Origin of the sequence: Streptomyces sp. NPDC050509 (assembly GCF_044457965.1) — a bacterium.
Taxonomy (GTDB): Bacteria; Actinomycetota; Actinomycetes; order Streptomycetales; family Streptomycetaceae; genus Streptomyces.
This window is the reverse complement of record NZ_JBITHL010000009.1, coordinates 346,046-370,649: the sequence shown is the minus strand read 5'-3', so window position 1 is coordinate 370,649 and position 24,604 is coordinate 346,046. Positions and strand designations below refer to the sequence as shown.

Sequence of the window (24,604 nt, the reverse complement as noted above, 5' to 3'; positions counted from 1 at the left end):
CGCCATTGCTCTCACCGGGCAATACGTCGAAGGGCCCCACCGGTCACGGTGGGGCCCTTCGACGTTGGTGGTCTCCGTCGCACCGCTCCGGCTGCTCCGGTTTACGGGTGGAGCCCTCGCCCAAGTCACCCTCGTCGAGCCGCTCGCTCGGAGCGGCCGAGAACAGTGGAGCGGGTGCAGCGGCGCCCTCGCCTTCCTGACGCGCGGACGCGGAAGCAATCGCCCAGGTGCGGATTCGGGGCGTCGTTGCACAACTGGCCCTGGGGACCGCTCAGACCTCGGCCGAGATCCCGAACTCCGCCCCTGAGATCCCCGCCAGCGAAGCCGTCGCCACCCGGAGCGGCTCCTGCAGGGCGTTCAGGTCCATGCGGAACGTGTCAACGTGATCCCAGGCGCCCTCGTGGTCCAGCGGGCTGGTGTGGGGCGGACGATGCGCCTCCCAAGCCTTGAGGAGGGGGTGCCAGCGGGTCATGAAGGGGCGGAGGACCTCGTTCAGGAGATGGTCCGCCACCGACTGGACGGAGGGGGCCGTGCTCGGTTCCAGGCCGATGCTGTAGCGGTGCAGCGTGTCGCGGGTGAACGGGAACAGGCTGTTCAGGGAGGTGAGCGCCTCACGCAGGCTGCCGCTGCCGTCCGGGAGCTGCTGTACGCCGATGCGGCTCACCAGCTCGACCTGTAGGTCGAAGGCGGCCATCCGCTCGGCCTCGCTGACCGTCATCGGCATGCTCTCCTTCCGTACGCCGGGAACCGGGAGTCCGGGACCATCCAGCGTAGCGGCCGTGGCTCCGAGGCTGGAGAGAACCGCACGGCGCAGTTTCTCAGCGCGGGCCGAGTCGTCTTCGTGGTGGAGCCAGGAATGGGCCGTGACCGGGTGCAGGCGGTGCGGGACGGGGGTGAGGAGTCCGCGGGCGGTCAGCTCGGCCAGACCGGCACTCGCGCGGCGCAAGGCTACGGCACGCGGCAGCCGATCGGTCACGGCGAGGACGGTGGCCGCGGTCTCGCCAGTGACCGGCAGGGGGGACAGGGCCAGTGCACAGCGCAGCACGTCCTGTGCCTCGGCGGGTGCGGTCAGGGCGTCGCGCACGTGGTCCACCGTGATCTCCTCGCCGGCGAGGACGTCGAGCAGGGAACGGCCCGGTTCGTACAGCCGACTGGCCAGGGCCGCGGGGTCCTGGCCGGCGCCCACCGCACGGCCGAGCAGTCCGAGTGCCCCAGGGTGCCCGCAGGCGGCATCGGCGACCTCGGGGGCGCCCGCGAGGACGGCGGCGGCCAATTCGGAGAGCGGTTCCAGGTCGAGGTGTTCGCCGTATCCCCCGTAGGCGCGACTGCGGGTGATCAGCAGGGTGCGGACCAGGGGGTGGGGGGCGGTGAGCGCCGTGACGGCGCGGGGTGGCAAACCGTGGGGCACATCGTCCACGACGTACAGACAGGGGCCGTCGGGTGTCTGCGGCGGCTGCGGCGCATCGGCGCGTGCCCAGTGCACACCGCCGGGGAACGCGGCGCCGAACCGCAGCGCGTACTCCCGTGCGAGCCGGGTTTTGCCAATACCCGGCATGCCACGCAGCTGCACAGGTCGGGCCGAGGTGCGGCCCGTGACGAGGGGTGCCTCCTGGACGTGCAGGGCGCTGTGCAGGCGCCACAGTTCGGGCAGCCTGCCGGTGAACTCCCCTACGGCGGCTGGCAGTTCGCCGTGCATACGCGGGGGCTCGACGCCCAGCCGCATGGGGCCGGGCACCTGCCGGAGGTGGGCGAGGATGTCCGGGACGAGGGTCTCCGGTTCGCCGTGCCGGGTGTCGCGCAGCTCCACAGGGTGGATGTGCGCGGTGTCCGGCTCGGGGTTGATCACCAGGACTCGGCGGCGCGGATCGCCTTCGCCGAGCCCCGCGAGGAATGCGGCGGTCAGCTCCCATTGGCAGGCCGGGCGCTCGGGGTAGCCGGTGGAGTAGTACGCCAGCAGGACACGGGAACCGGCGAGCGCTCGGCGGATGGTGTCACTGATACCGGCGAACCCGGCGACCGCGGACTCGTCCGTGAACACCTTCAGCCCGGCCGCGATGAGCTCCTCGTGGAGCCGGCGGACGTGCCTGGCGTCTTTGCGGCTGTAGCTGAGGAAGACGTCCCACACAGTGTCATACCCTACTGTGGGGAACCGGGGAGGCGATCATGACGCAGTCCGGCGAGACGCCGCGGCGGGGGCGTACGAGACCTTCACAGGTCACGGCGAAACTGACGATCCCGTTCGTCGGCGAGGTGGCGGGTCTGTGGGAGCCGGCGGACGCCGAGCGCACGGCCGCCTGGGAGCTGTACTTCCAGCTGGCCAGCCGGGTCGCGGTGGTTCCATTGGAACGAGACGAGGGTGTGCTGCGCGAAGCGCTTACCTCGCTGTACTCCCTCTATGACGTCACCCGCGGCATCCTGCACGAACACGGCCCGGCCGTCGCACCACCGGTGCCGCCGGGCCGGCTCACCTTCGGGGTACTGGCGATGGTGACGCTCAACCGCGTGCTGCGGCCTCTGCTGACGGTGTGGCATCCACGGCTTTCGGCGTACGAGGCGCTACGGCCTGAAGGCACGGATCCAGTGAGTTACGAGCGGGCCTGGCCCGAGGCCGACGAGCTGCGGAGCCAGCTGGACGCCACCCGTCAGGCACTGCGTTCACTGGCACGGACGCTGCAGCAGGTGGCGGAGGTGGGTGACCTGATCGATCTGCCGGTTCCCAGGCCGCCGCTGCCACCACCGGCTCGTGCACCGCAGCCGCCCGACCACCCGGGCCCACGTCATGGCGATGGGCCCACTGGGGGCACCCCCCCCCCGATGACCAGGGGTAGTACTGCATTTTGCGGGGTTCCACGCGGTTCGTACCCTTCTCTGTCGGGGCGGGCGCGCGGCAGCCACATGAGCGGTGTTGCAGTTCGCCCGGCAGCGGCTATGAGAACGTCTCCAACTCGACGATCTTCACTCGGGACTGATCGGCCTGGGGCCGGACCCACGATCGAGTCCCTCTCAGCCGAAGGCTTCTCAGCCATCGGCCGTTGAGTTCGGCACGGCACACTGCCCAGTACGTGGTCGCGCGGCGTCCGTAGTGGCGCATCACCTGGCCGCCCCCGGTCAGAACTATTCCGACCGTTCCGGCCCCCGGACGAACAGTGGGAAACATGCCGCGAACCGACCGACGACGGCACCTGAGGGCGCGGCCCGGTGCAAGGGCGGCGCTCGGCGCTCGGGCGAGTACGGACAGGCCGGCTCACGTTCCCAGGGTGTTCGGGTCCTGGGCGTCGACTACACGGCGACGAGGCGTACCTTGTCGCCACAAAGCTTCGTCATGTCATCGATGTCCGAGGTGAGCATGACCACCGGGCGGTGCTGCCGCAGCGCCATCTCGGCCACGGCTGCGTCGATGGCGTATTTGTGACCATGCAATCCGCTGTTGATCAACATGGTCGAGGCGGCTCTGGCCTCCTCATCGCCGAGGTGCACGATCCGCATGCCGGAAAGGACCCAGGCGAGCCGCGCCTTCTCAGTCCGACGATGCACCGCTTCGATGATGGTGAGGGCACTGATAACCACCTCCATGCCTCGACTGCGGGCTTCAGCGATGAGGGCGACGACAGGCTCGTGATCACTGACGAATTTCGACAGGCCCTCGCAGTCGAGAACAAGGGTTCCTTCGTGGCTCAGCTTGCGGCGGGCCACTGCCCCTCCTCGGCGAACACCTCGTCGAAGACCTGGCGGGCCCGCTCCTGCTCGCGCCCGGAAACCGGCCCGTTACGGCGTTCGTAGTCGGCCAGGTACTCGTCCAAGATCTGGCCACGCAGCTCGCGCTCCACCGCGGCCGTGATGAACGCAGAGAACTCGCGCCTGCCGACCCTCCGACGAATCGCCTCGGCCGTCCCCTCCGGGAGGGAGAGGCTGACCCTGGTCGCCGGCCCTTCGCCGACGCTGTACGGGATCTCACTCATGGGTCGAGATTATCAAATAAGTAGGAATCCTGGTCAGCGGCAGCGCCCACCGAATGACGCGAGCTACAGACCCGCCGCCCAGTGATCTCAGTTCTGGTCTCGTTGACCTACGTTCAGTGGCGTCCGAACGCCACTGAACAGACCACTCCGCCGCTGCTCAGAATGCCCACGACCGCCAATACGTCGAAGGGCCCCACCGGTCACGGTGGGGCCCTTCGACGCTGTCGGTCGCCGTCGCCTCTCAGTCGCCTCTCGTGGGCCGCCGGTCGGCCGGAGCCGGCAGCGGATGCCGTCCTACCGCGCGCCCAGCAGCTCAAGGATCTTGTTGACCGCGTCGAGGACCGGCTGGCCGACGACGCCGACCGTCGCGGCGATGCCGGCGACGGCCATCAGGGCGCGGTGCCTGTCCTGCGGTGGCGCGTCGGCGGCGGTGCTGATGTCCGGCAGTGAGTCGTCGATGGACTGGGCGCTCGCGGGCGGAACCCGGTCCCGGAGTTCCCCGACCAACTGGAGCAGTTCCTCCACGGCCGACCGCAGAGCGGGAGACACCGCCGTGGGGTCGGTCGCCGCCACCTGGTTCTTGACGATGCCGGTGTTGTCCTGCCCGCCGTGCATGTTCACGTTGTCGCCGAAGTAGTAGCTGTCACCGCTCATGCGCCGGCCATCCCCACGTTGCCGTTCCCGCCGTACATGTTGACGTTGTCGCCGAAGTAGTAGTTGTTGGGGCTGATCGAGATGCTCTCCACCTTCACCTGGAACTCGGTTTCCGGATTCTCGATCGCGTGGGCGATGTAGCCTGCGAGCTGGTCCAGGTGTTGCCGGTTGGCGCTGGTCACCACGGCGGTGGACGGGCCGGACGTCTCGACGGCCAGTACGTAGTGGGACTGCGCCGTCAGTACGGACATCAGTTCCACGAAGAAGTAGATCAGCGCGCCCACGCTGACGATCCAGACGACGTTCAGCAAGTTGCCGGCCAGTTCCTCGTCCCGGAGGGCGGACGCGACGCCGAGGATCGTGAGGGCGAACGCGACCGCCAGCGTGATCAGGACGCTCTTGCAGAAGGTGGCGACGGCTTCCTTGCGTCTGGGACGGATGGTGAGCGTGTACACCCGCGCGACGTTCTGCAGCGGATAGGCGGCGCCGCCCACCCACAACAGCCGCTTGCTGACCCGTAGTTCGACGGGAACGCTACGTAAGGGCGGTGGCTCCAGGGGCAGGGGCGGGGTGTTCCACGGGCGCTGCGCCGGACCTGTTGATTCCATCCTGTTTCCCCCCGAGGTCGAGGCAATGGCCCCGTAACCACGCATAGTTGAGAAACACCATGTACCCACGCGGTGGGTGTTCGTAGCAAGCCTGCGGACGCGGTCAAGTGGGCCGTGTCGGGATGGAGTTCGTGTCATCGGAACGTGCGTGGGTTACGTCGCCTCGACGCGCACGCCCGATGATCCCGCCGCCTTCGCCGAGCCCTTGACGTACGCGGTGAGCGCGACGTTCGCGTCGGCAGGGCGAGACCTGCGACAGCGGCGTCGGGAGTGGGCGCCTTGATCCAGCCCCGGAGCGGGGCGGATCAGGAGGTGGGCGGGGTCCAGTCGGCGGGCAGGCCGGACTGGGCGAGTACGGCGTTGAGGCTGTAGTAGTCCTGGTCGGAGGCGATACGGCGCGGACTGTCGAGGTCGAGAAGGACGGCCATCGGCACGGCGAAGGGCTTGGGGGCGCCCTTGATGTGCCCGGAGTAGACGGCCTCGATGGTGATGTGGTCGCCGTCGCGGTGGGCGGCCCGGACGGTGGCGTGGGCGTTGTCGATCATGCTGTCGGTACGCACCTTCCACCTGGAGATCTCCTCGCGGCCACGGAGGGTGACACCGATGGCCTGGTCGGTGTAGGTGCCGTCCGCGGCGAACAGGGCGCCGAGCGCCTTGGGGTCGGTGCCGTTCCAGGCGGCGGCCCAGTCGGTGACGATTTTCGGCTGGTGCCGGTGGACGGGCTCTGCGGCAACGGCGGTGGTGCCGAGTGTGGCGGTGGCGACCGCGACGCAGATCAGCGTGGTCATGGCGCGGAGCGGGCGGAGCGGGCGGAGCTTCATGGTGACGGTCCTCCGAGTGATGTGGTGCGGGGGATGTTGCACGGGGGGCGGGTTGACGACTCGGGCGGCGACGGGTGTTCTGCGGCTCCGACACCCCCACCCGATAGAAGGGTTCGCGTTCGTTAGAAGTTATAACCCTCAGGTGAGCGAGGGTCAAGTGCATGAGCGATAACCTCTAACGGAACGGCGTCATTCGAGGCGGCCACCGCAGTACCGCGCCCCCACGCAGGAGCAGAGCAAGCCGCGCGCCTGGAAGCAGCACGCCACCGCCAGGGCCCCTCACCGGGCATACGCGGCGCCGGCTTCGGAAGGGGCTCGGTTACGGGCGCTCCCTCACACCATGAGCGGCAAGGACACGAGGCCCCGCATCAGTCGGGTGTGCCGCCACTCCAACTCCTCCGCCGGCACCGCCAGTCGCACGTCGGGAAAGCGGGAGAGGAGCGCCCCGAGGGCGAGTTCGCCCTCCGCTCGGGCCAGGGGGGCGCCCACGCATCGGTGGATGCCGTGGCCGAAGGCGAGGTGTCCTGTGGCGTCGCGGTCGAGGTCGAGTTGGTCCGGGGCGGGAAATCGGGTGGGGTCGCGGTCGGCGGCGCCGGGGGCGATGAGTACCGGGACGCCTGCCGGGATCTCCGTACCGCCTAGTGTGAGCGCTTCGGTGCTGTAGCGGAACGTGGCGATTCCGACCGGCGAGTCGAAGCGCAGCAGCTCGTCCAGGGAGTCCCCGAGCAGCCGCGGATCGGACCTCAATCGGGCGAGGGACGACGGGTGTTGGAGAAGGGCCAGGGCCGCGTTGCCGATGAAGTTGGTGGTGGTCTCGTGGCCGGCCACCAGCAGGAGTACGCCCAGCGAGACGAGTTCGTCCTCGGTCAGCCGGTCCTGGGCGTCGCGTACGGCGATGAGGTCGTCGAGGAGGCTCTCGCCGGGCGCGCCGCGTTTGGCGGCGACCAGGTCGGTCAGGTAACCGGCGACGGCGTGGGAGGCGGCGTCGATCCGCCGGGGGTCACCGGCGGCGAACAGCTCGCTCGACCACGTACGGACGAGCGGGCGGTCCGATGCGGGTACCCCCAGCATTTCGCAGATGACGGTGACCGGCAGCGGGACCGCGAGGCTCGCGACGAGGTCCACCGGGCCGTGGTCGGGCCAGGCGTCGAGCAGTTCGCCGACCAGTCCGGCGATGTACGGGCGCATCCGCGCGACGGCCCCGGTGGTGAACGCCTTCGTCACCAGGGTCCGTAGCCGGGCGTGCTGCGGCGGGTCCGTGGCCAGCATGTTCCGGGAGACGGCGGGATGGAGTTCGCGCCGCGACGGCTTGTCCGCGAAGAAGCGTGCGGTGTTCTTCGACAGCCGGGGGTCGGTGAAGGCCTCCCGGGCCTCCGCGTAGCCGGTGATCAGGTAGCTGTAGTGGCCTCCTGAACCGGTCGGCACCTTCTGTACGGGGGCCGTGCCGCGCAGCTTGGCGTAGGTCGGGTAGGGGTCTGCGAAGAACCGCGGGTCCCGCAACGGGTCGGTCACGCCGGTGATTCCATTTCTGAGGGCGCCGGTTCCTCGGCGACGGTACGTACGGTCTCACTCCGCGCGTAGGCGTGCGCGACCAGGAGCAGCCACTCGGTCTCGGCACGGAGGTTGCCCGCCCGGGCGGCGGCCCCGGGGGCGGGCGCCGCAGCTTCCGTCCGCGGCGCGCTCCCGGCCTTCTTGGCGTGTACGGCGGCCCGCAGGACCGCGGCCTCCACGGTCGCGTCCCCTTCCGGGCTGCCCGCGATGCCCCGTTCGGCGACGGCCCGTTCGGCGTGCTCCTGGACGCGCGGGGAACGGTGGGGCCGGAGGGCGAGGCCGCCGTCGTTGATCTCGATCACGCGGCGGTGCAGGAAGAAGGCGAAGTCGTCGGCCTTCTTCTCCTCGCCGAACTCGGCCGCCGCCAGCACGACTTCGGGTGCCGCGCCGGTGACGGCCTCCCACAGGGGGCCGAGCGCGGCGTGCGACCGCGACTCCCAGCGCCGGCGCAGGAACTGGCTGAACGGCCAGACGACCGCGGGGAGGGTGAGGCCCAGGGCGATGAGGAGTACGGCGAGGGCGGGCGCCGTCACACTGAACACACAGCGGACGGGGGTGAAGGGCGTCGAGCAGCGGGCGCCGTCCGGGATGAGGCCCAGTCCGAGCCCGATGGACACCAGGGCGACCACCTTGTACGCGGCGTACAGCAGCGCGAACACGCAGCCGGCGGCGGTGACGCGCAGCCCGATGCGCTGGCTCCTGCGCCGTGAGCGGTGGGACTGCTTCCAGGTCTGCTCGCAGAAGTCCTTCGCCGTGACACCCAGATAGGTGATGTAGATCAGCACGTAGAGCGCGTAGAGCTGGGGCGACCGGTCGTTCATCTGCTCGGCGGCGAACAGTACCGTCATGCCGGCGACGGAGCCCCCGAGGCACAGCACACGGAGACGGATGCTCCGCCGGGCCTCCTCGGGCTCCAGATTGAGCTGGAGCATGAACACGAGGACGGCGGTCGCGGCGGCCAGCGTGAACGAGTTGCTGAGCAGACGGCCGACGTGGGGAACGATGCTCTCGGCGGCGCTTTCCACGAACGGTATGTACGAGGCGAAGGCGAGGGCGAAGGACGCCAGCAGCGCGGCCATGGGCCAGGTGCCGGCGGGTCTGTGGCCGCCTCGCCCGCGTACCCAGTAGCCGGCGGCGAGGAGAAGCACGAGGGCGACGCCGGAGAACAACAGGTTGATCATGGGTGCCGATGGCCCTTCCTGGTGGGTTCGGCGAACAGGGCCTCCCAGCGCTCGGCGCCCTTCGCGGGCTCGCTGGGGGGAAGTTCACGTCCGCGGTACATGTGCTGTCGGATGACGGTGGCCATCATCTCGGCCTCGCGCTCGTCGTCCGTGGAGTAGCTCGTACGTCCGTTCATACGCTGGACGAGGGTGGGGTTGAAGCCGATGGCGCGGAAGGTGTCGGCGTCCAGTTCCAGACTGCCGGGGTGGTCGCAGACGATGTGACTGACCTCGTGCGCGAGTATGTGGTTCTGGTGCAGGGCGGACGTTCCCTCCTCGTAGAAGAGGAGGTCGGCGTCGGACGTCTCCAGGCGGATGCCACACGGTGCGTCGATCGCGCCGAGCGTGTTCAGGGGCCTGAGAACGATCGGACGGCCGCGCTGCTCCGCCACGGCGTCGCACAGATCGCGGGTGCTGAAGCGGTGGGGAAGCCGAAGGGCCGCTACGCGCTCCTCGCACGCCTCGCGAAGCCGCTCAAGGTCCATGGTCGGTCCTGACGTCGCCCGGGTCTGCCCTCCTGCGAACACACCCCTGTACGGAGGGGAGTGATCCGGGTGCCCCCGCGCCGAACCGATCGAAAGCATAAGCGAATACTCATGCCCGGCCAAGGGATTCCCGTTCCCCTGACGGGAGTTGACGACCGGATGCCGAAAGCGGCCGTCAGTCGTCCAAGTTGAGGTTGTCCTGGGCGGGTTCGCCCGGCAGCCCCTCCAGGATCCGGGCCTGCTCGATCACCGTCGCCACCATCTGAAGGGTCTCCGTGCTCAGCCCGTTGGCGCGCAGGGCGACGGTACGGACGTTACGGTCCCGCATGGCGGCCAGGACGGCGATCTCCGCCCGGGTGCGGTGGGCGGCCTCCTCGTCGACGAAGTACCCGGCGGGCACACCGAAGAAGTCGGCGAGAGCCTTGATGGTGTACCTGGTGGGGTTCTTCTTGGCCCCGGTGCGCAGTTGCTGGATCGCGCTCGCGGTCAGCCCCTTGCCCTGCTCCCCCGACGCCTCCTGGATGCCCGCGGCGACCTCGGCGTACGTGTAGGGCCCGCGATTCTCCGGGTGGACCTCCTCGAACAGGTAGTCCAGAAGCTGTGCGAAGGTACGCGGCTCGTCGTCTGTCACGTCCGGTACGTCCTTGTCACGATCATCGCTGTGTCCACTCCGGTGCGTGAAGAGCAGGGAGTTCCCTGACATCTTCCCCACTGTAGTTGCCCATCCACCGCAACCAGGGTGTACGTTCATGGAGGAGCGGCTCACACCAGAGTGTTCACGCGCTGGCCAAGCGTCTCCGCTCCTTGGGGTGTACGTGAACTCCCAGACAGGGGCCGGGTTTCACGGGGGTGAGCCCGGCCACCTAGGGCCTTTCGGGGGAGCACACCGGAACCAGAGGGTAGCTCCGGCCGCGCTGTCCGGGCAGCGCCCTACGCCCGGGAATCGTCCGTCCGACTCTTGTTGAACACCGTCAGGTGTCCGTACGCGGTGCACGTCACGATGTCGGACGCCGGCGGCTGGGCACCCCGGTTCGCATCGACCGCGACACTGTCCGGGAAAGGCTCGGACGGCCAGGCGTGGTCGAGAATCAGCGTGTCCCAGGTGCCGCGGGAACTGCGTCCCGCACGGTCGAGAACGAAACCCTGGCAGTCATCGCGGAAGGGGTGCAGCGCTCGCACCAGTGCCGCCACCACCTGCTCGCGCTCCGGCTCCATCAGGCCGGCGAGGTCGTGCACCACCGCTGTCGTGGCGCCATCCAGCCGACGTACCCGAACGACCGTATAGGTGTCCGAAGCGAACCACAGGTGGAGTGCGACCTCTCCGTCACCGGGGTCCGCCAGGAGCGCGGCCAGGTCGGGCGCGTTCTCCACGGGCCGGAGGCACTCACCACCCACGTCGGTACGGGAGAGGACCATGTCGCCGGTAAGGCGATGACGGGTGTTCAGCCCGGCGGACTTCAAGGCTCCCAGCAGTCGGCCCCAGCTCTGCGCATTCAGATCCGACAGATACCAGGCGAAGAAACCTCCCGCACCCTGCGCACCGTTCTCGTCCGCACGAAAGGCGGACGGGCCGAAGACCTCCCGCACGATCTCTCCGGCGCGCACGGACGACACCACGGGAACGGTGTAATGCGAACCGCGAACATCCGTCAGAAAATCTTCCGGCAGTTCCACATGATATCGATGAACATAATGCTGGAGTTCGACAGGCCACAGCCAGGTGCCGTCGGTGACGAGCGATCCGGCCCCGGGAATCCATTCGTCAGAGGCAATCACATCGCGATCCGCCCCCATGGTGCTGAAGATTTCGACACCTGACGACATGTATTCCAGAATCCGCGACTCGTCGTACAGCGCATGGGGCCGAACGGCGTCATGAATGGACGGAGCCGAGGCATCAGGGTCCTGCGACTCGAACTCTCGATAGAACCCGATTCGCTTGATCATTGCGTCTCCGTTGCTCGTTCTGTCAGTTGGCCATCGGCAGGAACGTACGCCAATATCCATTGTTACCGATTTCGGGCGTCTGTTCCATGCCGAGCCCGGCAGACGTCCCCACCTTGTTGGTCGGCGCCATGACAGGCACCCCCAGGTCATTGGCCACGCTCTGGGCGAGCGGAAGTTCCACGGAGTTCGGCGCCGCGTAGCCGGAGTGACACGAGATCAGGCGGACCGGGCCACCGCCGTAGTTCGGGTTACTGCGGACGGCATCCGAAATATGATTCGGATGCACCTCGAAATCCATGAGGATCTTTCCCGAACTGTTCACCCGGCCAGGCAAGAACACACCCTGGTTCGTACCGTGAATAACGACATCATGCTTTCCGGGGACACGCGCGACGCGTTGCGTATTTCCCAACGTACGTTCGTCGTATCCGATGGTCGTGACCCGCTTGCCGAAGTAAACTGGATCTCCTGATATGAGTGCGTGATCGCCCGGAACCTTCGGCGGAAGTGGAGTTTTCGAGTCCTCGCTCCGGAACAGATCCCAGGTGCGTCGTTTCCCCATGTCGTCGAGCACGAGGGGGCCCCGCCCGAGCCCCGCAAGATTCGGATTCGCGATTCCGATGGGGATGTCCTGCCCGTAAAGGTTACGGAATCCTCCCACCTCGCCTGCGACACGTCCCGCACCGGCCGCACCCCCGAAAGCGCCACCGAACGCGCCGCCGTAGATGCCTGCCTGTTCCACCGAGTCGAGGCTGAAGCCGTCCTGGAGACCCGTGGCCATCCTCAGCGGCTGTGCGACGGCGAGGTCGATGGTGATGCCCTCGATCGCGCCGAAGGCGATGCCGGTCAAAGTGGTCGCGGTGATGGTGGCGACGGTGGTGGACACCGTGAGGCCGAGCCCGGCGGCGACTTCGATGATGGTCGCGGTCGCGGCGGCGGAGGCCGCCGTGGACGCGCCGAAGGTGAACACCGCGAGTCCCACGCCGGCGGCGATGACCGTGGCTCCGATGCCTATCTCGATCCACAGTTGCTCAATGGCGTCATCGACGGCGTCGGCGAATTCTTCGAGCGCCTTGGCCATGGCTCGGGCGGCCGCGGCCGTGTCGTCCAGCCACCCCACGCCTTCGCTCTTGTGGTAGCGGGCCCAGAACACCTCGAACGCATCGATCGCCTCGCCCTTGTTGTGGAGGATGATCGAACCGGCTTTGCCGTTCACCGGACCGATGACATCGTCCACCGCTTCGGCGAAGGTCCGCCATGCCTTCGCAGCCGATCGCAGGGTGCCGGAGTTCGCGTCCGGCCACCACATGCCGGCCTTCATCAGAAGGTCCTTGGCGATGTCCTCAGCGCTCACCGGGCGCCCTTGCCCCCGTCCGCGCCGGGCATCGCCCCCTTGGTGAACATGCCTTCGATGAGTTCGTCGTTGTCCACGTGGCCGTCGGCCATGTCGACCATGGCAGCGTGGATGCTCATCAGACCGAGCGTGAGAATGCCGACCCCTCTCTCGATCTCCTTACGCTTCGGCGTGTACGCGTCTCCGAACTTCGCGCCCTGCTCGTCGTCCCCCCATGGGGAACCCAGTGCGGCCAGCGACTCTTTGAGCGCCTTCGCCGCATTCCCGAGAGCCTCGCTCTGCTCCTGGAACGTCGGTGCCGCCCTCTTCAAGTCCTGGGTGGAGATGTCCAGGACCTTGCCCGTGTCGCCCATGTCTTCCTTCCCCTGCCGCCGTTCGGGAGGTCACGACGGTAGTCGATCGTCCGCAGGGCGACAGGCCGCACAGGGCAGACGTACGGCGGCCTACGCGTCCACGAGCAGGGGGTCGTAGGGGGTGGAGCGGCGGCGGCCCGACATGAAGGTGAGGAAGTCCTTCACGAAGGCGCCGCGGGTGTATCGCGCGTCGGCCTCGGGCATCGTGCGTCGGAAGGCGGTCCGGAACAGGGTTCGGTACTCGGCCGCGTCGATGAATCCGTTGCCGTTCGCGTCGGTGACGTCGAAGAGTACTTCGGCGACCCTGATCAGTGCGGGGCCGGCCAGGGAGGGGGTGGCCGCGGCGTATTCCTCCTTGCTGATGCGGCCGTCGCCGTCGGTGTCCAGGGCTGCCTGGAGTTCCTTCCACCACGCGGCGTACGCCTGGTAGAGCCTGGTCTCCTCCGGTTCGGCCAGGTCCAGGCGGGTCGACAACTCCCGGGCCATGGCGGCGAGATCGGGCCAGTCCAGGTATCCGTTGCCGGTCTGGTCCAGGACCTCGGTGAAGAACGCGTCGGCGCTCCGCCGCGTCCCGGTGTCCTCGGCGGGAGCGTGCTGTACGGGGAACGGGGTGACCAGGCGGAACAGGGCGCCGGCCTGGTCCATCCGGCCGCGCAGGGCGGCGAGTGCGGCGGTTCTGGCGGCCTCCGTGTCCGCGGAGGAGAGGTCCAGCAGACCGACGAGGTTCTCGGTCCTGATCCAGTGGTCGGGCAGGAAGCGGGCCAGGCCCGCGGCCATGTAGGCGCTTTGCATCAGCGTCCGGGCGCCGGGGACTTCGGGCAGGCCCGCCCGGCGCCGGAACGGCTCGGGGAGGGACGCCACGGTGACGGCGCCGATGACCGGGCCCGCGAGCGCGCGGCCCGCCGCCCACACCGTGGGCAGGCCCTCCAGCAGGGCCGGTGCCGGAAGGTGGTCGAAGAGCTGGTAGAGGATGACGCGCAGCGCCTCCGTGTTCTCCAGTTCCTCCTCGACCACACAGTCGTAGTACGGCCAGAACTCCTGGAGTGTGGGCGGAAGATGCCCTTCGCTGTCCCCCAACGCCGCCAGGAAATGCTGGAATTCGGCGTAGAGGCGTTCCATGGTGGCCGGGTCGAGCGGTTGGCCGCTCAGTCGGCACATGGTGACGGAGCTCTCGAAGAGCGTCGCGACCACCCAGGCACGGAGCGCGGGGTCCATCGCGTCGTAGGGACGGTTCCGGGCGTCCGTACCGCTCAGCCGGGCGTGCAGGCGGTTGAGGCGCGCCGCCTCCCGCTGCCGCTCGTTCTCGTCGGCGCCGAACATGCGCTGGAGGCTGAAGAGGGTGTTGCGCAGCCGTCGCCACGGGTGCGCCACGAACGTCGAGTTGTCGGTCAGGGCCGCGCCGATCCGCGGGTGGGCGGCTTCCAGCACCGTGGCCCTGACCACGGCCAGTGCCCAGCGCGGATCGTTGAAGAAGCGGTGGAACTGGGAGTCCGGGCCGAAGAGGGAGCCGGGCGGTGTGTCGGCGGTCGGTGGGGTGGGAGTGGGGGTGGGAGTGGGGGTGGCGGTGCTGTTGTCGTGGGGGGCTCCGGGAGGGCCGGCGCTTGGGTCCGTCACGGGTGAGGTTCTCCGTTCGTGTACGGCGTCACGCCGCCGAAACGGCGATCGCGCTGCCGGTAGGCGTGCAGGCACTCCAGGAAGTGCGGCGCGCGGAAGTCGGGCCAGAGCACCTGCGGGAAGGTCCACTCGGCGTAGGCCACCTGCCAGAGCATGAAGTTGGAGATGCGCTGTTCACCGGAGGTCCGGATGACGAGGTCCACATCGGGCGTGTCGGGAAAGGGCAGATGGGCGGCGAAGCGCCGCTCGTCGACGGCGTCGGCCGGCACCCCGCTGCGGATGAGGGAGCGTGCCGCCTCGACGATGTCCCCGCGTCCGCCGTGGTCGAACGCCACGGTCAGCGTCATGCCCCGGTTCGTGCTCGTCAGCGTCATCAGGTCGGCGAAGTCCCTGGCCAGCGGTACGGGGATCCTCGGGTCCGCCACGCCGAGGAAGCGGCAGCGGATGCCGCGCGCGTGCAGCAGCGCGGCGTGTTTGCGTACGACGCGGCGCACCAGGCGCATGAGGAAGTCGACCTCGCTGCTGGGGCGTTGCCAGTTCTCGGTGGAGAACGCGTACAGGCTCAGCCACTCCACGCCCGCCGTCCGCGCCGCCTCGATGACGTCGATCACCGTGGTCTCGGCCGCCCGGTGGCCCGCCGTACGCGGCAGGGACCGCCGCGCCGCCCACCGGCCGTTCCCGTCCATCACGCACGCGACGTGACGCGGAACCCCTCGGGGCTCCCCGGGGGCCGGCGACGGGGCGGCGGACGTGCCGTCGGCTCGGTCGGCCGTCATGGATGCGCCCCCGGCTGCCGTGACAACAGTCCCCCTCCGCCTCGCACCGGCCCGCTCCGGGGCCCTTGAGGCGTCAACCGGACGGACACCTCAGCACTCAGCAGAGTGCCGGTCCCCCGCCCCGGGCACATCGCCATCTCGTCGTATTCACCCGCAGTACGCCAGTCCGATTGCGTGACTTCTACGGGACCAGGTCGTTGCCGACGGAGAGGACGCCGCATGTGGTGGACGGCGTCCCCGGGTCCGCCGCCACCTGGGTCAGATGGGTCAGAACCGACCGCGCCGCGCGTTCCACCGCGTGCCGCGCCTGCTCGGCCGCCTCCGGGTCGGCGCCGTGGTCGGCGGTCTCGAAACCGTGGTGGGCGAGCGGTACGTCGATCACCTCCACCCGCGCCCCGCCGCCCCCGCCCCGGGCCGCGGCCCCGGCCGCGGTCAGGAACTCCTCGACCGTCGCCGCGATCTCCGGGCGCTCCCGTCCCACCCTGGTCAGAACGATCGGCAGCCCCCCGGCGGAGCCGACCTTCGCCGCGGGGCGGAAGCGCGGCTCCACCAGCCCCCAGCCGGGGAGCGGCGCGAGGACGGGGTACGTCGCCGCCACGCACCGCAGCCACGGCGGCGGCGCAGCGAGCCAGTCCGCCAGCAGCAGTCCGCCGCCGGAGAAGAACCACAGGGCGACGCGCTCCCCGTCGACGCGCGGATCGGCCCGTACGCGCTCGACCGCCGTGGCGATGTCCTCGGCGGCGCGGGCGTACGCGGTCAGCCCGTGCAGGCGGTGGTCCACCGTGACGCCGACGGCTCCCAGGCTCGCCACGTACCGCCCGTAACCGGTGAAGACCGGCCAGTCGCGCGGGGTGGGGCGGGTGTCGGCGGGGAGCGGGCCGCCGTGGACGAAGACGACCGCCGGGCGGGGGTGCGGGGTTCGGGGGAAGTAGAGCGTGGCGTGTTCCGTTCTCTCCTGGCCCCCGTGCGACGCGCCCTCCGACGCGGACTCCGACGCACCCTCCGACACGTCCTCCGGTACGTCGGCCGCCTCCGGCACATCCGGCACATCCGGTACGTCCAGGAGGAAGGGGCCCAGGTGCGCGGGGCGTTCGCGCTTCTCCGCCGTCACCCGGCGCCCCTCGTCCGCCGCTGCCCGCAGGAGTACGCCGGCCAGCTCGTCGGGGGCCGAGAGCATCGGCCAGTGGCCGGTGTCCAGCTCGAAGAAGCCCACCCAGGGCTGAGCCAGCGCCTGGAAGCGCGGCTGTCCGGTCCCGACCAGCATCTCGACCAGGGCGATGCCCGACCCGTTGGCCGTGCAGAAGATCCCGGTCGTCGGCAGCGCGGCGAGCGCGTCCGCGTTCGGCAGGCGGAGCGGCTGGGTGAGCGTGCCCAGCGGCTGGGGCGCGGCGTGCCGGGCCAGCCGTTCGAGCGCGGCCTCGGGGATGCCGGCCGTACCGCCCCAGCGCTCCGGCTCGTCGAGCGGCGGCGGGGGGATCAGTCGGCCGTCCCCGTCACCGCTCCCGTCCTTTCCGTCACTCCGGTCGCGTTCTTCCGCCGCCAGCCGGTCGCGGATCGCCTGGTCGGGGGCGAGCGCGAGCGCCGTGTCGCCGTTCTGGGGCAGGCCCGCGTCGAGGTGGACGATCCGGGCGACCCGCTCCGTACGCCGGTCCGCCGCGCCGAGCACCGGGTGGATGCCGTAGCAGTGGCCCACCAGCACCACATCCCCTGGAGCGGTGGGGTCCGCGGGATCGGCCGGGGGGATGGTGTCGATCAGGTTCACCACATCCTGGATGTGCGTCTCCAGGTCCGTGTCCGGGCCCGCGAGATGCCGGCGGTCGCCCATGCCCGTGAGCGTCGCCGCGTACACCTCCGATCCCGCCGCCCGGAGCAGGGCGGTCACCTCCCGCCACACCCAGCCGCCGGTATGGCTGCCCGACACCAGCACGAACGCCGTCATGACCACCGCTCCTTCGATCCGTATCAGCCCGCATCGGCTCGTACACCGATCTCGTACGCCGGTACCGTAGGAACTCCCCCTGAGGGAGGTTCAAGCCGTGGATGACGGCACATGGAGCATCGGGGAGCTGGCCCGGCGCGCGGGCGTCACCGTCAAGACCGTCCGCTTCTACTCCGACCGCGGTCTGCTGCCCGAGGCCGCCCGCAGCTCCGGGGGCCACCGCAGGTACGGCCCCGAGGCGCTCGACCGGCTCCGGCTGATCCGCTCACTGCGCTCCCTCGACCTGCCGGTCCCCGACGTGGGCCGGGTCCTCGGGGAGGACGCCGCGTTGAAGGAAGCCGCGCTGGAGGACGCCGTCGCCGCGCGGCTGCGGGAGGTCGGCTCGCGGCTGGCCGCGCTGCGCTGGCAGGAGGCCGCGCTCCAGTCGCTCCGGGACTGCACCGCCGGGGAACGTGCCGAACGGCTGCGCCTCGTCGGCGCCGTGACCACGCCGCCCAGCACGACCGCGCTGGCCCGCTTCTGGCGCCGCGAACTGCCCGCGCGGCTGCCGGCCGGGCTGCGCGCCTCGATCGTGGACGCGGCGGTTCCGCAGCCTCCCGTGGATCCGACGCCCGCCCAGGTCCTGGTCTTCGCCCGGCTGCACGCGCTCGTCTCCGACGCCAGGCCCCCCGTCGACCACTGGCGCTCCCCGACCGGCCGGACCATGTGCGGCAGGACCGACGACGAGGTGCGTCCCGCCGTGCTCTTCGAGGGGCTCGGCGAGGCGTTCGAGCTGGCCTCGGCGGAACTGCGGGCGCGGCGGCGGCCGTACGCGGGCGACGCGCTCGACTGCTTCGTCGCCGCCCACGCCCGTACGTACCACGCGCGGGACACCCCGGTCTTCCGGCAGCGGCTCCGCGTCCTGCTCACGGTGACCGCCGATCCCGTACTCGACCGCTACTGGGCACTCAGCGGCGAACTGTCCGGCCCTCTCGAACCGACCCTCGGCGCCGCCCAGGAGTGGCTGCGCGCCGCCCTCGGCACGGAACCGGTGGTCGTGACCTAGCAGCTACCGTCCGACACCTGTAGCCCCTTGCCGGCGCCCGCGGTCCGGCTCACGATGTTCGGTACGCAGGCCGCCCTGTCAAGGCTGTAGGAGTACGGGATGCTGACCGTGGTGGTGGACTGCGGGTTGGGCCCGGCGGGTTTGTTCTCGCTGCCGGGGGTGGACCAGGTGACGTTGTCGAACGTGTTGCCGCCGACCTGCCAGTAACCGACCGTGTCGGTGTAGAAGGTGCCGAGGACGTCCTTGGAGTCCTCGAAGTAGTTGTTGTCCACCTTGGCCCGGGCCCCGGCCCGGGAGTTGATGCCGGACTCGTTGAGCTTCACGTAGTGGTTGTTGTACATGTGGGCGACGCCGCCGCGCAGCAGGGGCGTGCGGGAGTCGATGTTCTCGTACCGGTTGTGGTGGTACGTGATGAAGCTGTTCGACAGCTCGCTCTCGCTGGACCCGACGAGCCCGCCGCGGCCGGAGTTGCGCAGGACGCTGTAGGACAGGGTCACGTACTGGGTGTTGTCCTTCATGTCGAAGAGGCCGTCGAACCCCTCCGACTCCCCGCCCGACGCCTCCAGGGTGGCGTGATCGACCCATACGTTGCGGACGTTCCGCTCCATGCCGATGGCGTCACCCCCGTTGGACGTGGGCGAGCCGGACTTCTTGACGTTCCGTACGGTCACGTTCTGGATGATGATGTTGCTGGACTCCCGGATGTGGATGCCCAGTTGATCGAAGACGGCACCGCTGCCGACACCTAAGATCGTGACGTTGCTGATCTGCTTGAGCTCGATCAGACCGGCGGCCGTGTTGCAACTGGCGCCCGACACCTTGCTGGTGTTGCCGTGGTTGATGGTCCCCTCGACCTCGATGGTGATCGGGGTACTGCTGCTGGCCCGGCCGCACAGGGCCTGATGGATCGCGGTCCCCGTGGTGGCCCGTACGGTCTGCCCGCCGGCCCCGCCGGTGGTCCCCCCGTTCTGGGTCGCGTAGCCGGTGGCAGCACCGACCGCGGCCGACGCCGAGGGCACCGACACCACCGCACCGGTCACGGCCGCGAGGGCCACCGTGACCAGGGCCGCGCGGAATCGTGGTGCGACTCGTTTCGCCATATCCGCCATGTCTGTCATACCTGTCTCTCCTCATTCGTGGTTCGCGGTTCGTCGTTCGTGGTTCGTCGTTCGTGGTTCGCCGTTCGTGGTTCGCCGTTCGTGGTTCGCCGTTCGTCCCGAACCGAGCGCAGATGCATGCCAGGGCGCGTCACGCCCACGCCATGCGTCATATGCCATGCCCATGACATTTCTGCGCACCAGGCGGGAGAAAGCGCTTTCCAACCGTGAGGGTAGGGCGCCTCCCGCCGGGTCGGCAAGGCTTCGGACGTCCACGGAACGGACGTGACCGGAGTACGACCCGCCGCCCCCTCCGCGGGTGGAGGCGTGAGGAGAACGGCACGAACTTCACCGAAAAGTGGATCCGGTAACTCACGTGACACAGAGGTGAAAACAATGTGCCGCCGATGTGCCGCTACCGCCAACGACCTGCGAATACCTGACATTTGCGCTGTTGCAGCGACGGCTCGAATCTGCGTAGCATTCGTCACCGACGGAATCCGGCCACGATCCCGTCACGCGCCGATGGCCACCGCTGTCCGCCGGGCGCCGAGTGGCGAAGGCCTCACCCGGCCGCGGAGCGGAATGAAACCCCGATGGAATAGCGGGGAAACAGCTCATTCACCACGCTCACCCCCACACGCACGAATTGAGCGCAAGGCAGGCACGTGAAATTCACGAGTATGGACGAGTTGGATGTAACGCCGGGGCTGCTCACCGTCTGGCGGGCCGTGCCGCGGGGTGCGCCGGTGGGGGTGGGGGGTGCGGGGTGGGTGGCCGATGGGCGGGCCGCCTCGTATGTGCAGGAGGCCCATATCGCCGGGGCGTTGGCGGGCGGGCGGGGTGCGGAGCGGGCTCCTGCCTGGCTGGCCAGCGCTTTTGAGATGCCGGGGGCCGATGCGGGGGTGCTGGAGGGGGCGCTGCTCGCGTGGATCGACCGGCACGAGTCGCTGCGCAGCCGGCTCGTACCGGCGGACGAGGTGGACGGGTCGGACGAGGCGGAGGAGTCGGACGACGGAGGGCTGCGGCGTGTCACCCTGCCGGCCGGGGGTGTGTCGCTGCGGCGCGGTGTCGAGGGGGACTTCGAGTCGGGGAAGCTGCTCGCCTCCCGTATTGAGGATGTGTTCGACGCGGAGACCGATCCGCTCGCCTGGCCGTCATTCGTGTTCGCCACCGTTGAGCACGCCGGTGGTCTCACGCTGTATCTCGGCTTCGACCACTCCAATGTGGACGGATATTCCATCCTGCTCATCGCGCACGAAATACGTGAGCTGTATGCGGCGGTCTCCTCCGGAACTCCGTCCGCGCTCACCGAGGTCGGAAGTTATCTGGACTTCGCCGACACCGAACGTGAATACGCGGCGCTCGTGCACGACGAGCACGACGCCGTGGTGAGGTGGCGTGAATTCCTTGGCTCCGGGGGTGGTCGGCTGCCTGAATTTCCCGGCACGGTCGGCAGCGCCTTGAGCGGTCGGGGCGCCTTGAGCGGGCCTGCCCCTTCGGATCGGCCGGCCGACGCCGTGGGGGAGCAGATCGGCGGGTGCGACTGGCTCCTGGACGCCTCCACCGCCGGCGCCTTCCAGAGCGCCTGCCGCGACCACGGCGGCAACTTCCTCACCGGTGTCCTCGCCTGCCTCGCGCTCGCGAGCCGGGACCTGGACGTGGGCACCGATAGAGGCCGGGACCCGCGGGGCCAGGGCGAGTTCCGGGCTCTCACCCCGTTCCACACGCGCAGCGACGCGCGGTGGGCGTACTCCGTCGGCTGGTACGTCGGGCTGGCGCCGCTGCGTTTCGCCGTACGCGGCGACGACGCCTTCGCCGACCTGCTGCCCGCCGCGTCCGCCGCGCTCGACGGGGCCGGCGAGATGGCGGCGATACCGTTCCCCCGGGTCTCCGAACTGCTCGGGACGCCGCTGCGCCCACGGTTCGTCGTGTCGTACATGGACATGCGCAGGACGCCGGGCGCGCGCCAGTGGGGTGCGTGGAAGGCGGCGGCGCTGCGCAGCCGCTGCGTCGACCCCGACGAGGTCTACCTGTGGATCAACCGCACGTACGAAGGCGTGTACCTGAGTTTCCGCCACCCCGCCACCGAGCACGCCCGGCTCGCCGTCTCCCGCCTCGTCGCCGGGACCGGACGGCTGATGAACCGTGTCGCCGGTGGGGGTCCGCCCGGCGAACCGGCCGATGTGAAAGACGTTCTTCTGCGGGACCTCGTGCCCGCCCGGCAGCAGGAGCCCGCCCCGTGTTGATGACACCCCTTCTCGAACTCTCGCCCGCGCCGGGCGAGTTGGTGCGCTTTCAGGTGCCCGGCGCCGACCAGGCGCCCTCGGCCGTCTCGCCCGCGCCGCTCTCGTACGTCCAGGAGAACCACGTACGGCGGCTGCTCGCGAACCGTGCGGCGGGCCGGGCCCAGTCCGCGTGGGTCGGGATCATGTACGACGTGCCGGGGCGGCTGGACACCGACGCCATGGCCGCCGCGCTGAACCGGTGGGTGCTGCGGCATCCGACGCTGCTCACCTGGTTCTCCCTCCAGGAGGGTGCGGACGGTGGGGAGATGGTGCGGCAGGTCGTCGATCCGTCCGCCGTCGCGGTGGAGGCCGCGTCGCTCGGCCCGTACGACTCCCCCGACGCGATCCGCGACTGGCTGCTGGAGCTCTTCGACACCGGTACGGACCCGCTCAACTGGCCGCCCTTCGTGGTGGGTTCGGTGGTGCGGGACGATGTCTCGACCGTCTACTACGCCGTCGACCACTGCCACAGCGACGGTCTCTCCGCGCTGCTCGTCTTCAGTGAACTGCGCGCGCTGTACGAGGCGGAGGTCGCCGGGACGGTCGCTGAGCTGCCCCCGGCCGGCAGTTACGTCGACTTCTGCGCCCTGGAGCGCGAGCGGTCCGCGCTGCTGACGGCCGACTCGCCCGAGGTGCGCCGCTGGCTGGAGTTCTTCCTCGCCGGGCCGCCCCCCACCTTCCCGCTGGACCTGGGCACCGAGCCGGGCGCGACGTACCCCAAGCTCTCACTCTCCGTGGATCTGCTCGACGCCGCCGAGACGGACGCCTTCGCCAAGGTCTGCCGGACGCATGGCGCCGGGTTCTCCGCCGGGGTGCTCGGGGCGCTCGGCATCAGCGGGTACGAGCTGGGCGGGCACCGTACGTACCGCGCGCTCTCCGTCGTCCACACCAGGGACGAGCCGCGCTGGCTGCTGTCCCAGGGGTGGTTCATCAATCTGGTGCCGGTTCAGTTCCCGGTCGCCCCGGACGACACCGAGCCGACGGCCGACACCGAGGCGGTGGACACCGACCTCGGGCTCGCCGACGTCCTGGCGGGTGCCCGGACCGCCTTCGCGCGCGCCCGCGAGCTGGCCGGGGTCTCCCCCGTGCGGGTCGCGGAGCTGGTGCCGGGGCTCGCCGTGCAGCCGGGCGCCGGGGCCGTGCTGCCCATGGTGTCGTACATCGACCTGCGCCACGCGCCCGGTTCGAAGGACTGGGCGGAGGCGAACTGCCACGGTCTGGCCGGGCCCGGGACCAGCACGGACGTGCCGATCTGGGTGAACCGCCTCTGGGACCGTACATATGTGAAGGTCACCTACCCGGACACGGCGGCGGCCCGGGAGAACGTGCCGCGCTTCCTGGAGCGGCTGCGGGACGTGCTGCGCGAGATCGCCCGGAGCGGTGAGTACCGGGTGCGGGCCACGGGGGACTGAGTCCGTGCGCGTCACGACGATGGACCGGTACGAGCCCGCCCCCGGCCGGGTGGTCGAGTTCGTACCGTCCCCCGCGGCGCTCCGCGCGGCGGACGGCGCCCCGCCCGTCCCCGTACCGCCGTCCGTCAACCAGCGTTTCCATCTGGCCACCGCGGAGCACACCCCGGAGGGCGCCGGGCACTGGCTCGCCTGCGCCTTCGACCTCCCGGACGGGCCCGTCGACCTCGACGCGCTGCGGGCCGCGTTCGAGGCGTGGGGGCGGCGGCACGAGACGCTGCGCAGCGGCTTCCGCGCCCCGGCCGCCGACCCGGGGAGGTTTGTGGTGAGCGCCCCGGCGTACGGGCTGGTCGCGCGCGACGCCGGGGCGTTCGCGAGCGGCGCGGAGGTACGGGAGTGGCTGACGCGGCGGCTCGGCGCGGCCTGCCGGCCGCTGAACTGGCCCTCGTACCTCTTCGCCGTGGTCGTACGGCCCGGCGGCGGGACGGTGTACTGCGGGTTCGACCACTGCAACGCCGACGCCTACTCGCTGGCCGTCGCGGTGCGCGAGATCCGGCAGAGCTACGCCGGCGCCGCCGGTGAACTGCCCGCCACCGGCAGCTTCGTCGACCACTGTGCCGAGGAGGCGGAACAGGCGTCGGCCCGGACGGTGGACGCGGGCGATCCCCGGGTACGCGACTGGGCGGCGTTCTTCGCCGGCTGCGGCGGGACCACGCCCGCCTTCCCGCTCCCCCTCGGCGTGCCGCCCGGCGCACGGGTCCCGCAGGGTACGGATGCCCGCCCGCTGCTCGGCCCGGACGCGGCGGACGCGTTCGAGGCGCGCTGCCGGGCGGCCGGGGGCAGCGCCTTCACCGGGGTGCTCACCGCCGTCGCCCTGGCCGCGCGCGGGCTCGGCGGCGGGGACGTCCTGCGGCTGTGCACACCGCTCCACACCCGGTACGAGGAGCGGTGGACGCACGCGGTCGGCTGGTTCACGACGATCGCCCCGCTCACCCTGGACATCACCGGCGTACGCGGGATCGAGGACGGCGTACGCGGCGCGCGGGACGCGTTCCGGGCGGCGCGGGCGCTGGCCGAGGTGTCGTTCGCACAGGTCCTGCCCCTGCTGGGCGGGGCCTTCCGGCGTACCCGCGACGACGTGTTCATGGTGTCGTACATCGACTACCGGCGGCTGCCGGGGTCCGCGCACCACCAGGATGCGAACGCCCACCACATCAGCAGCGTGACCACGGCCGACGACGCCCAGTTCTGGTTCTCCCGCACGCACGAGGGCCTGTTCCTGCGCGCACGCTTCCCGGCGACCCCGGCCGCCGGGGCGGTGGTCACGGGGTTCGCCGACGCCCTCGGGGAGACGCTGGCCCGGCCCTGAGCACGCCCCTGAGCCAAGCCCTGAACACGGTCCCGTGGCGGGGTGCACGTGGGCACGGCCCGGAAACCGCGGCGGACCCTCTCCGAAACAGGGAACCGGCGTGGGAGACCATCGC

Annotated in this window: 21 protein-coding genes and 1 pseudogene; 5 read left to right on the top strand and 17 right to left on the bottom strand. The window is 70.1% G+C overall.

Features of this window, described 5'->3' with window-relative positions; all coding sequences use genetic code 11:
- Window positions 1–271 precede the first annotated feature (271 nt).
- Window positions 272–2,125, bottom strand: a complete 1,854-nt coding sequence (locus ACIBJC_RS26680; protein WP_399296589.1) for a TIR domain-containing protein — start codon at window positions 2,123–2,125, stop codon at window positions 272–274.
- Window positions 2,126–2,163: 38 nt separating this feature from the next.
- Between ACIBJC_RS26680 and ACIBJC_RS26675 the strand changes: the two genes are divergently transcribed.
- Entirely contained in the window at window positions 2,164–3,036 is an 873-nt protein-coding gene (locus tag ACIBJC_RS26675) for a hypothetical protein (protein ID WP_399296587.1), read from the top strand.
- A gap of 243 nt (window positions 3,037–3,279) precedes the next feature.
- Here ACIBJC_RS26675 and ACIBJC_RS26670 read toward each other — a convergent pair whose 3' ends face one another.
- From ACIBJC_RS26670 to ACIBJC_RS26600, 15 genes are all read right to left on the bottom strand, one after another.
- Window positions 3,280–3,693, bottom strand: coding sequence for a DNA-binding protein (locus ACIBJC_RS26670; RefSeq protein WP_399296585.1), 414 nt, complete (start codon window positions 3,691–3,693; stop codon window positions 3,280–3,282).
- Window positions 3,675–3,959 (bottom strand): hypothetical protein, encoded by a 285-nt coding sequence (locus ACIBJC_RS26665; RefSeq protein ID WP_399296583.1) that lies wholly within the window; start codon window positions 3,957–3,959, stop codon window positions 3,675–3,677. Before ACIBJC_RS26665 ends, ACIBJC_RS26670 begins: the two co-directional genes overlap by 19 nt.
- 294 nt (window positions 3,960–4,253) lie before the next feature.
- A complete protein-coding gene (locus ACIBJC_RS26660) occupies window positions 4,254–4,613 on the bottom strand; it encodes a hypothetical protein (RefSeq protein ID WP_399296581.1) in 360 nt (119 codons plus the stop codon).
- Window positions 4,610–5,221: a DUF6232 family protein gene (locus tag ACIBJC_RS26655; protein ID WP_399296579.1), complete on the bottom strand. Its 612-nt coding sequence runs from the start codon at window positions 5,219–5,221 to the stop codon at window positions 4,610–4,612. Before ACIBJC_RS26655 ends, ACIBJC_RS26660 begins: the two co-directional genes overlap by 4 nt.
- Window positions 5,222–5,526: 305 nt before the next feature.
- A complete protein-coding gene (locus ACIBJC_RS26650; RefSeq protein WP_399296577.1) occupies window positions 5,527–6,042 on the bottom strand; it encodes a nuclear transport factor 2 family protein in 516 nt (171 codons plus the stop codon).
- A 333-nt stretch (window positions 6,043–6,375) separates the two neighbouring features.
- Window positions 6,376–7,554, bottom strand: a complete 1,179-nt coding sequence (locus ACIBJC_RS26645; protein WP_399296575.1) for a cytochrome P450 — start codon at window positions 7,552–7,554, stop codon at window positions 6,376–6,378.
- Complete coding sequence (locus ACIBJC_RS26640; RefSeq protein ID WP_399296573.1) at window positions 7,551–8,774, bottom strand: MAB_1171c family putative transporter; 1,224 nt, start codon at window positions 8,772–8,774, stop codon at window positions 7,551–7,553. Before ACIBJC_RS26640 ends, ACIBJC_RS26645 begins: the two co-directional genes overlap by 4 nt.
- Complete coding sequence (locus tag ACIBJC_RS26635; RefSeq protein WP_399296571.1) at window positions 8,771–9,298, bottom strand: regulator component; 528 nt, start codon at window positions 9,296–9,298, stop codon at window positions 8,771–8,773. Before ACIBJC_RS26635 ends, ACIBJC_RS26640 begins: the two co-directional genes overlap by 4 nt.
- A gap of 175 nt (window positions 9,299–9,473) precedes the next feature.
- Window positions 9,474–10,001: a Secondary metabolite protein gene (locus ACIBJC_RS26630; RefSeq protein ID WP_399296569.1), complete on the bottom strand. Its 528-nt coding sequence runs from the start codon at window positions 9,999–10,001 to the stop codon at window positions 9,474–9,476.
- 227 nt (window positions 10,002–10,228) lie between these two features.
- Window positions 10,229–11,245 (bottom strand): hypothetical protein, encoded by a 1,017-nt coding sequence (locus ACIBJC_RS26625; protein ID WP_399296567.1) that lies wholly within the window; start codon window positions 11,243–11,245, stop codon window positions 10,229–10,231.
- 22 nt (window positions 11,246–11,267) lie between these two features.
- A complete protein-coding gene (locus ACIBJC_RS26620; RefSeq protein WP_399296565.1) occupies window positions 11,268–12,599 on the bottom strand; it encodes a hypothetical protein in 1,332 nt (443 codons plus the stop codon).
- Entirely contained in the window at window positions 12,596–12,952 is a 357-nt protein-coding gene (locus ACIBJC_RS26615; RefSeq protein ID WP_399296563.1) for a hypothetical protein, read from the bottom strand. Before ACIBJC_RS26615 ends, ACIBJC_RS26620 begins: the two co-directional genes overlap by 4 nt.
- Window positions 12,953–13,042: 90 nt before the next feature.
- Window positions 13,043–14,566 carry an oxygenase MpaB family protein gene (locus ACIBJC_RS26610; protein ID WP_399296561.1) on the bottom strand — a complete coding sequence of 508 codons (1,524 nt, stop codon included), beginning with the start codon at window positions 14,564–14,566 and terminating at the stop codon, window positions 13,043–13,045.
- Window positions 14,563–15,342, bottom strand: coding sequence for a polyprenyl diphosphate synthase (gene uppS, locus ACIBJC_RS26605; RefSeq protein ID WP_399296559.1), 780 nt, complete (start codon window positions 15,340–15,342; stop codon window positions 14,563–14,565). The genes ACIBJC_RS26610 and uppS overlap by 4 nt, the downstream gene beginning before the upstream one ends.
- Window positions 15,343–15,523: 181 nt before the next feature.
- Window positions 15,524–17,281 carry an alpha/beta fold hydrolase gene (locus ACIBJC_RS26600; protein WP_399296557.1) on the bottom strand — a complete coding sequence of 586 codons (1,758 nt, stop codon included), beginning with the start codon at window positions 17,279–17,281 and terminating at the stop codon, window positions 15,524–15,526.
- Window positions 17,282–17,378: 97 nt separating this feature from the next.
- On the opposite strand from ACIBJC_RS26600, the gene ACIBJC_RS26595 reads away from it, so the two are divergent.
- Complete coding sequence (locus ACIBJC_RS26595; protein WP_399296555.1) at window positions 17,379–18,326, top strand: MerR family transcriptional regulator; 948 nt, start codon at window positions 17,379–17,381, stop codon at window positions 18,324–18,326.
- Here the strand turns inward: ACIBJC_RS26595 and ACIBJC_RS26590 are convergent.
- Window positions 18,326–19,426 (bottom strand): annotated as a pseudogene (locus ACIBJC_RS26590) (polysaccharide lyase family 1 protein); the annotation flags it as partial. The gene ACIBJC_RS26595 and the pseudogene ACIBJC_RS26590 sit on opposite strands and share 1 nt — an antisense overlap.
- Before the next feature lie 665 nt (window positions 19,427–20,091).
- Between ACIBJC_RS26590 and ACIBJC_RS26585 the strand changes: the two are divergent.
- From ACIBJC_RS26585 to ACIBJC_RS26575, 3 genes are read left to right on the top strand one after another with little or no spacing between them, the layout of a single operon-like run.
- Complete coding sequence (locus ACIBJC_RS26585) at window positions 20,092–21,672, top strand: hypothetical protein (protein WP_399296553.1); 1,581 nt, start codon at window positions 20,092–20,094, stop codon at window positions 21,670–21,672.
- Window positions 21,672–23,123 carry a condensation domain-containing protein gene (locus ACIBJC_RS26580; RefSeq protein WP_399296807.1) on the top strand — a complete coding sequence of 484 codons (1,452 nt, stop codon included), beginning with the start codon at window positions 21,672–21,674 and terminating at the stop codon, window positions 23,121–23,123. The genes ACIBJC_RS26585 and ACIBJC_RS26580 overlap by 1 nt, the downstream gene beginning before the upstream one ends.
- Window positions 23,124–23,127: 4 nt before the next feature.
- Entirely contained in the window at window positions 23,128–24,489 is a 1,362-nt protein-coding gene (locus ACIBJC_RS26575; protein WP_399296551.1) for a condensation domain-containing protein, read from the top strand.
- Window positions 24,490–24,604: the final 115 nt, after the last annotated feature.

Excerpts from the sequence above, each read along its gene's own strand:
- ACIBJC_RS26675 (WP_399296587.1), top strand. The coding sequence starts at position 2,164 with ATGACGCAGTCCGGCGAGACGCCGCGGCGGGGGCGTACGAGACCTTCA.
- ACIBJC_RS26665 (WP_399296583.1), bottom strand. The coding sequence starts at position 3,959 with ATGAGTGAGATCCCGTACAGCGTCGGCGAAGGGCCGGCGACCAGGGTC.
- ACIBJC_RS26660 (WP_399296581.1), bottom strand. The coding sequence starts at position 4,613 with ATGAGCGGTGACAGCTACTACTTCGGCGACAACGTGAACATGCACGGC.
- ACIBJC_RS26655 (WP_399296579.1), bottom strand. The coding sequence starts at position 5,221 with ATGGAATCAACAGGTCCGGCGCAGCGCCCGTGGAACACCCCGCCCCTG.
- ACIBJC_RS26650 (WP_399296577.1), bottom strand. The coding sequence starts at position 6,042 with ATGAAGCTCCGCCCGCTCCGCCCGCTCCGCGCCATGACCACGCTGATC.
- ACIBJC_RS26640 (WP_399296573.1), bottom strand. The coding sequence starts at position 8,774 with ATGATCAACCTGTTGTTCTCCGGCGTCGCCCTCGTGCTTCTCCTCGCC.
- ACIBJC_RS26635 (WP_399296571.1), bottom strand. The coding sequence starts at position 9,298 with ATGGACCTTGAGCGGCTTCGCGAGGCGTGCGAGGAGCGCGTAGCGGCC.
- ACIBJC_RS26630 (WP_399296569.1), bottom strand. The coding sequence starts at position 10,001 with ATGTCAGGGAACTCCCTGCTCTTCACGCACCGGAGTGGACACAGCGAT.
- ACIBJC_RS26625 (WP_399296567.1), bottom strand. The coding sequence starts at position 11,245 with ATGATCAAGCGAATCGGGTTCTATCGAGAGTTCGAGTCGCAGGACCCT.
- ACIBJC_RS26615 (WP_399296563.1), bottom strand. The coding sequence starts at position 12,952 with ATGGGCGACACGGGCAAGGTCCTGGACATCTCCACCCAGGACTTGAAG.
- uppS (WP_399296559.1), bottom strand. The coding sequence starts at position 15,342 with ATGACGGCCGACCGAGCCGACGGCACGTCCGCCGCCCCGTCGCCGGCC.
- ACIBJC_RS26600 (WP_399296557.1), bottom strand. The coding sequence starts at position 17,281 with ATGACGGCGTTCGTGCTGGTGTCGGGCAGCCATACCGGCGGCTGGGTG.
- ACIBJC_RS26580 (WP_399296807.1), top strand. The coding sequence starts at position 21,672 with ATGACACCCCTTCTCGAACTCTCGCCCGCGCCGGGCGAGTTGGTGCGC.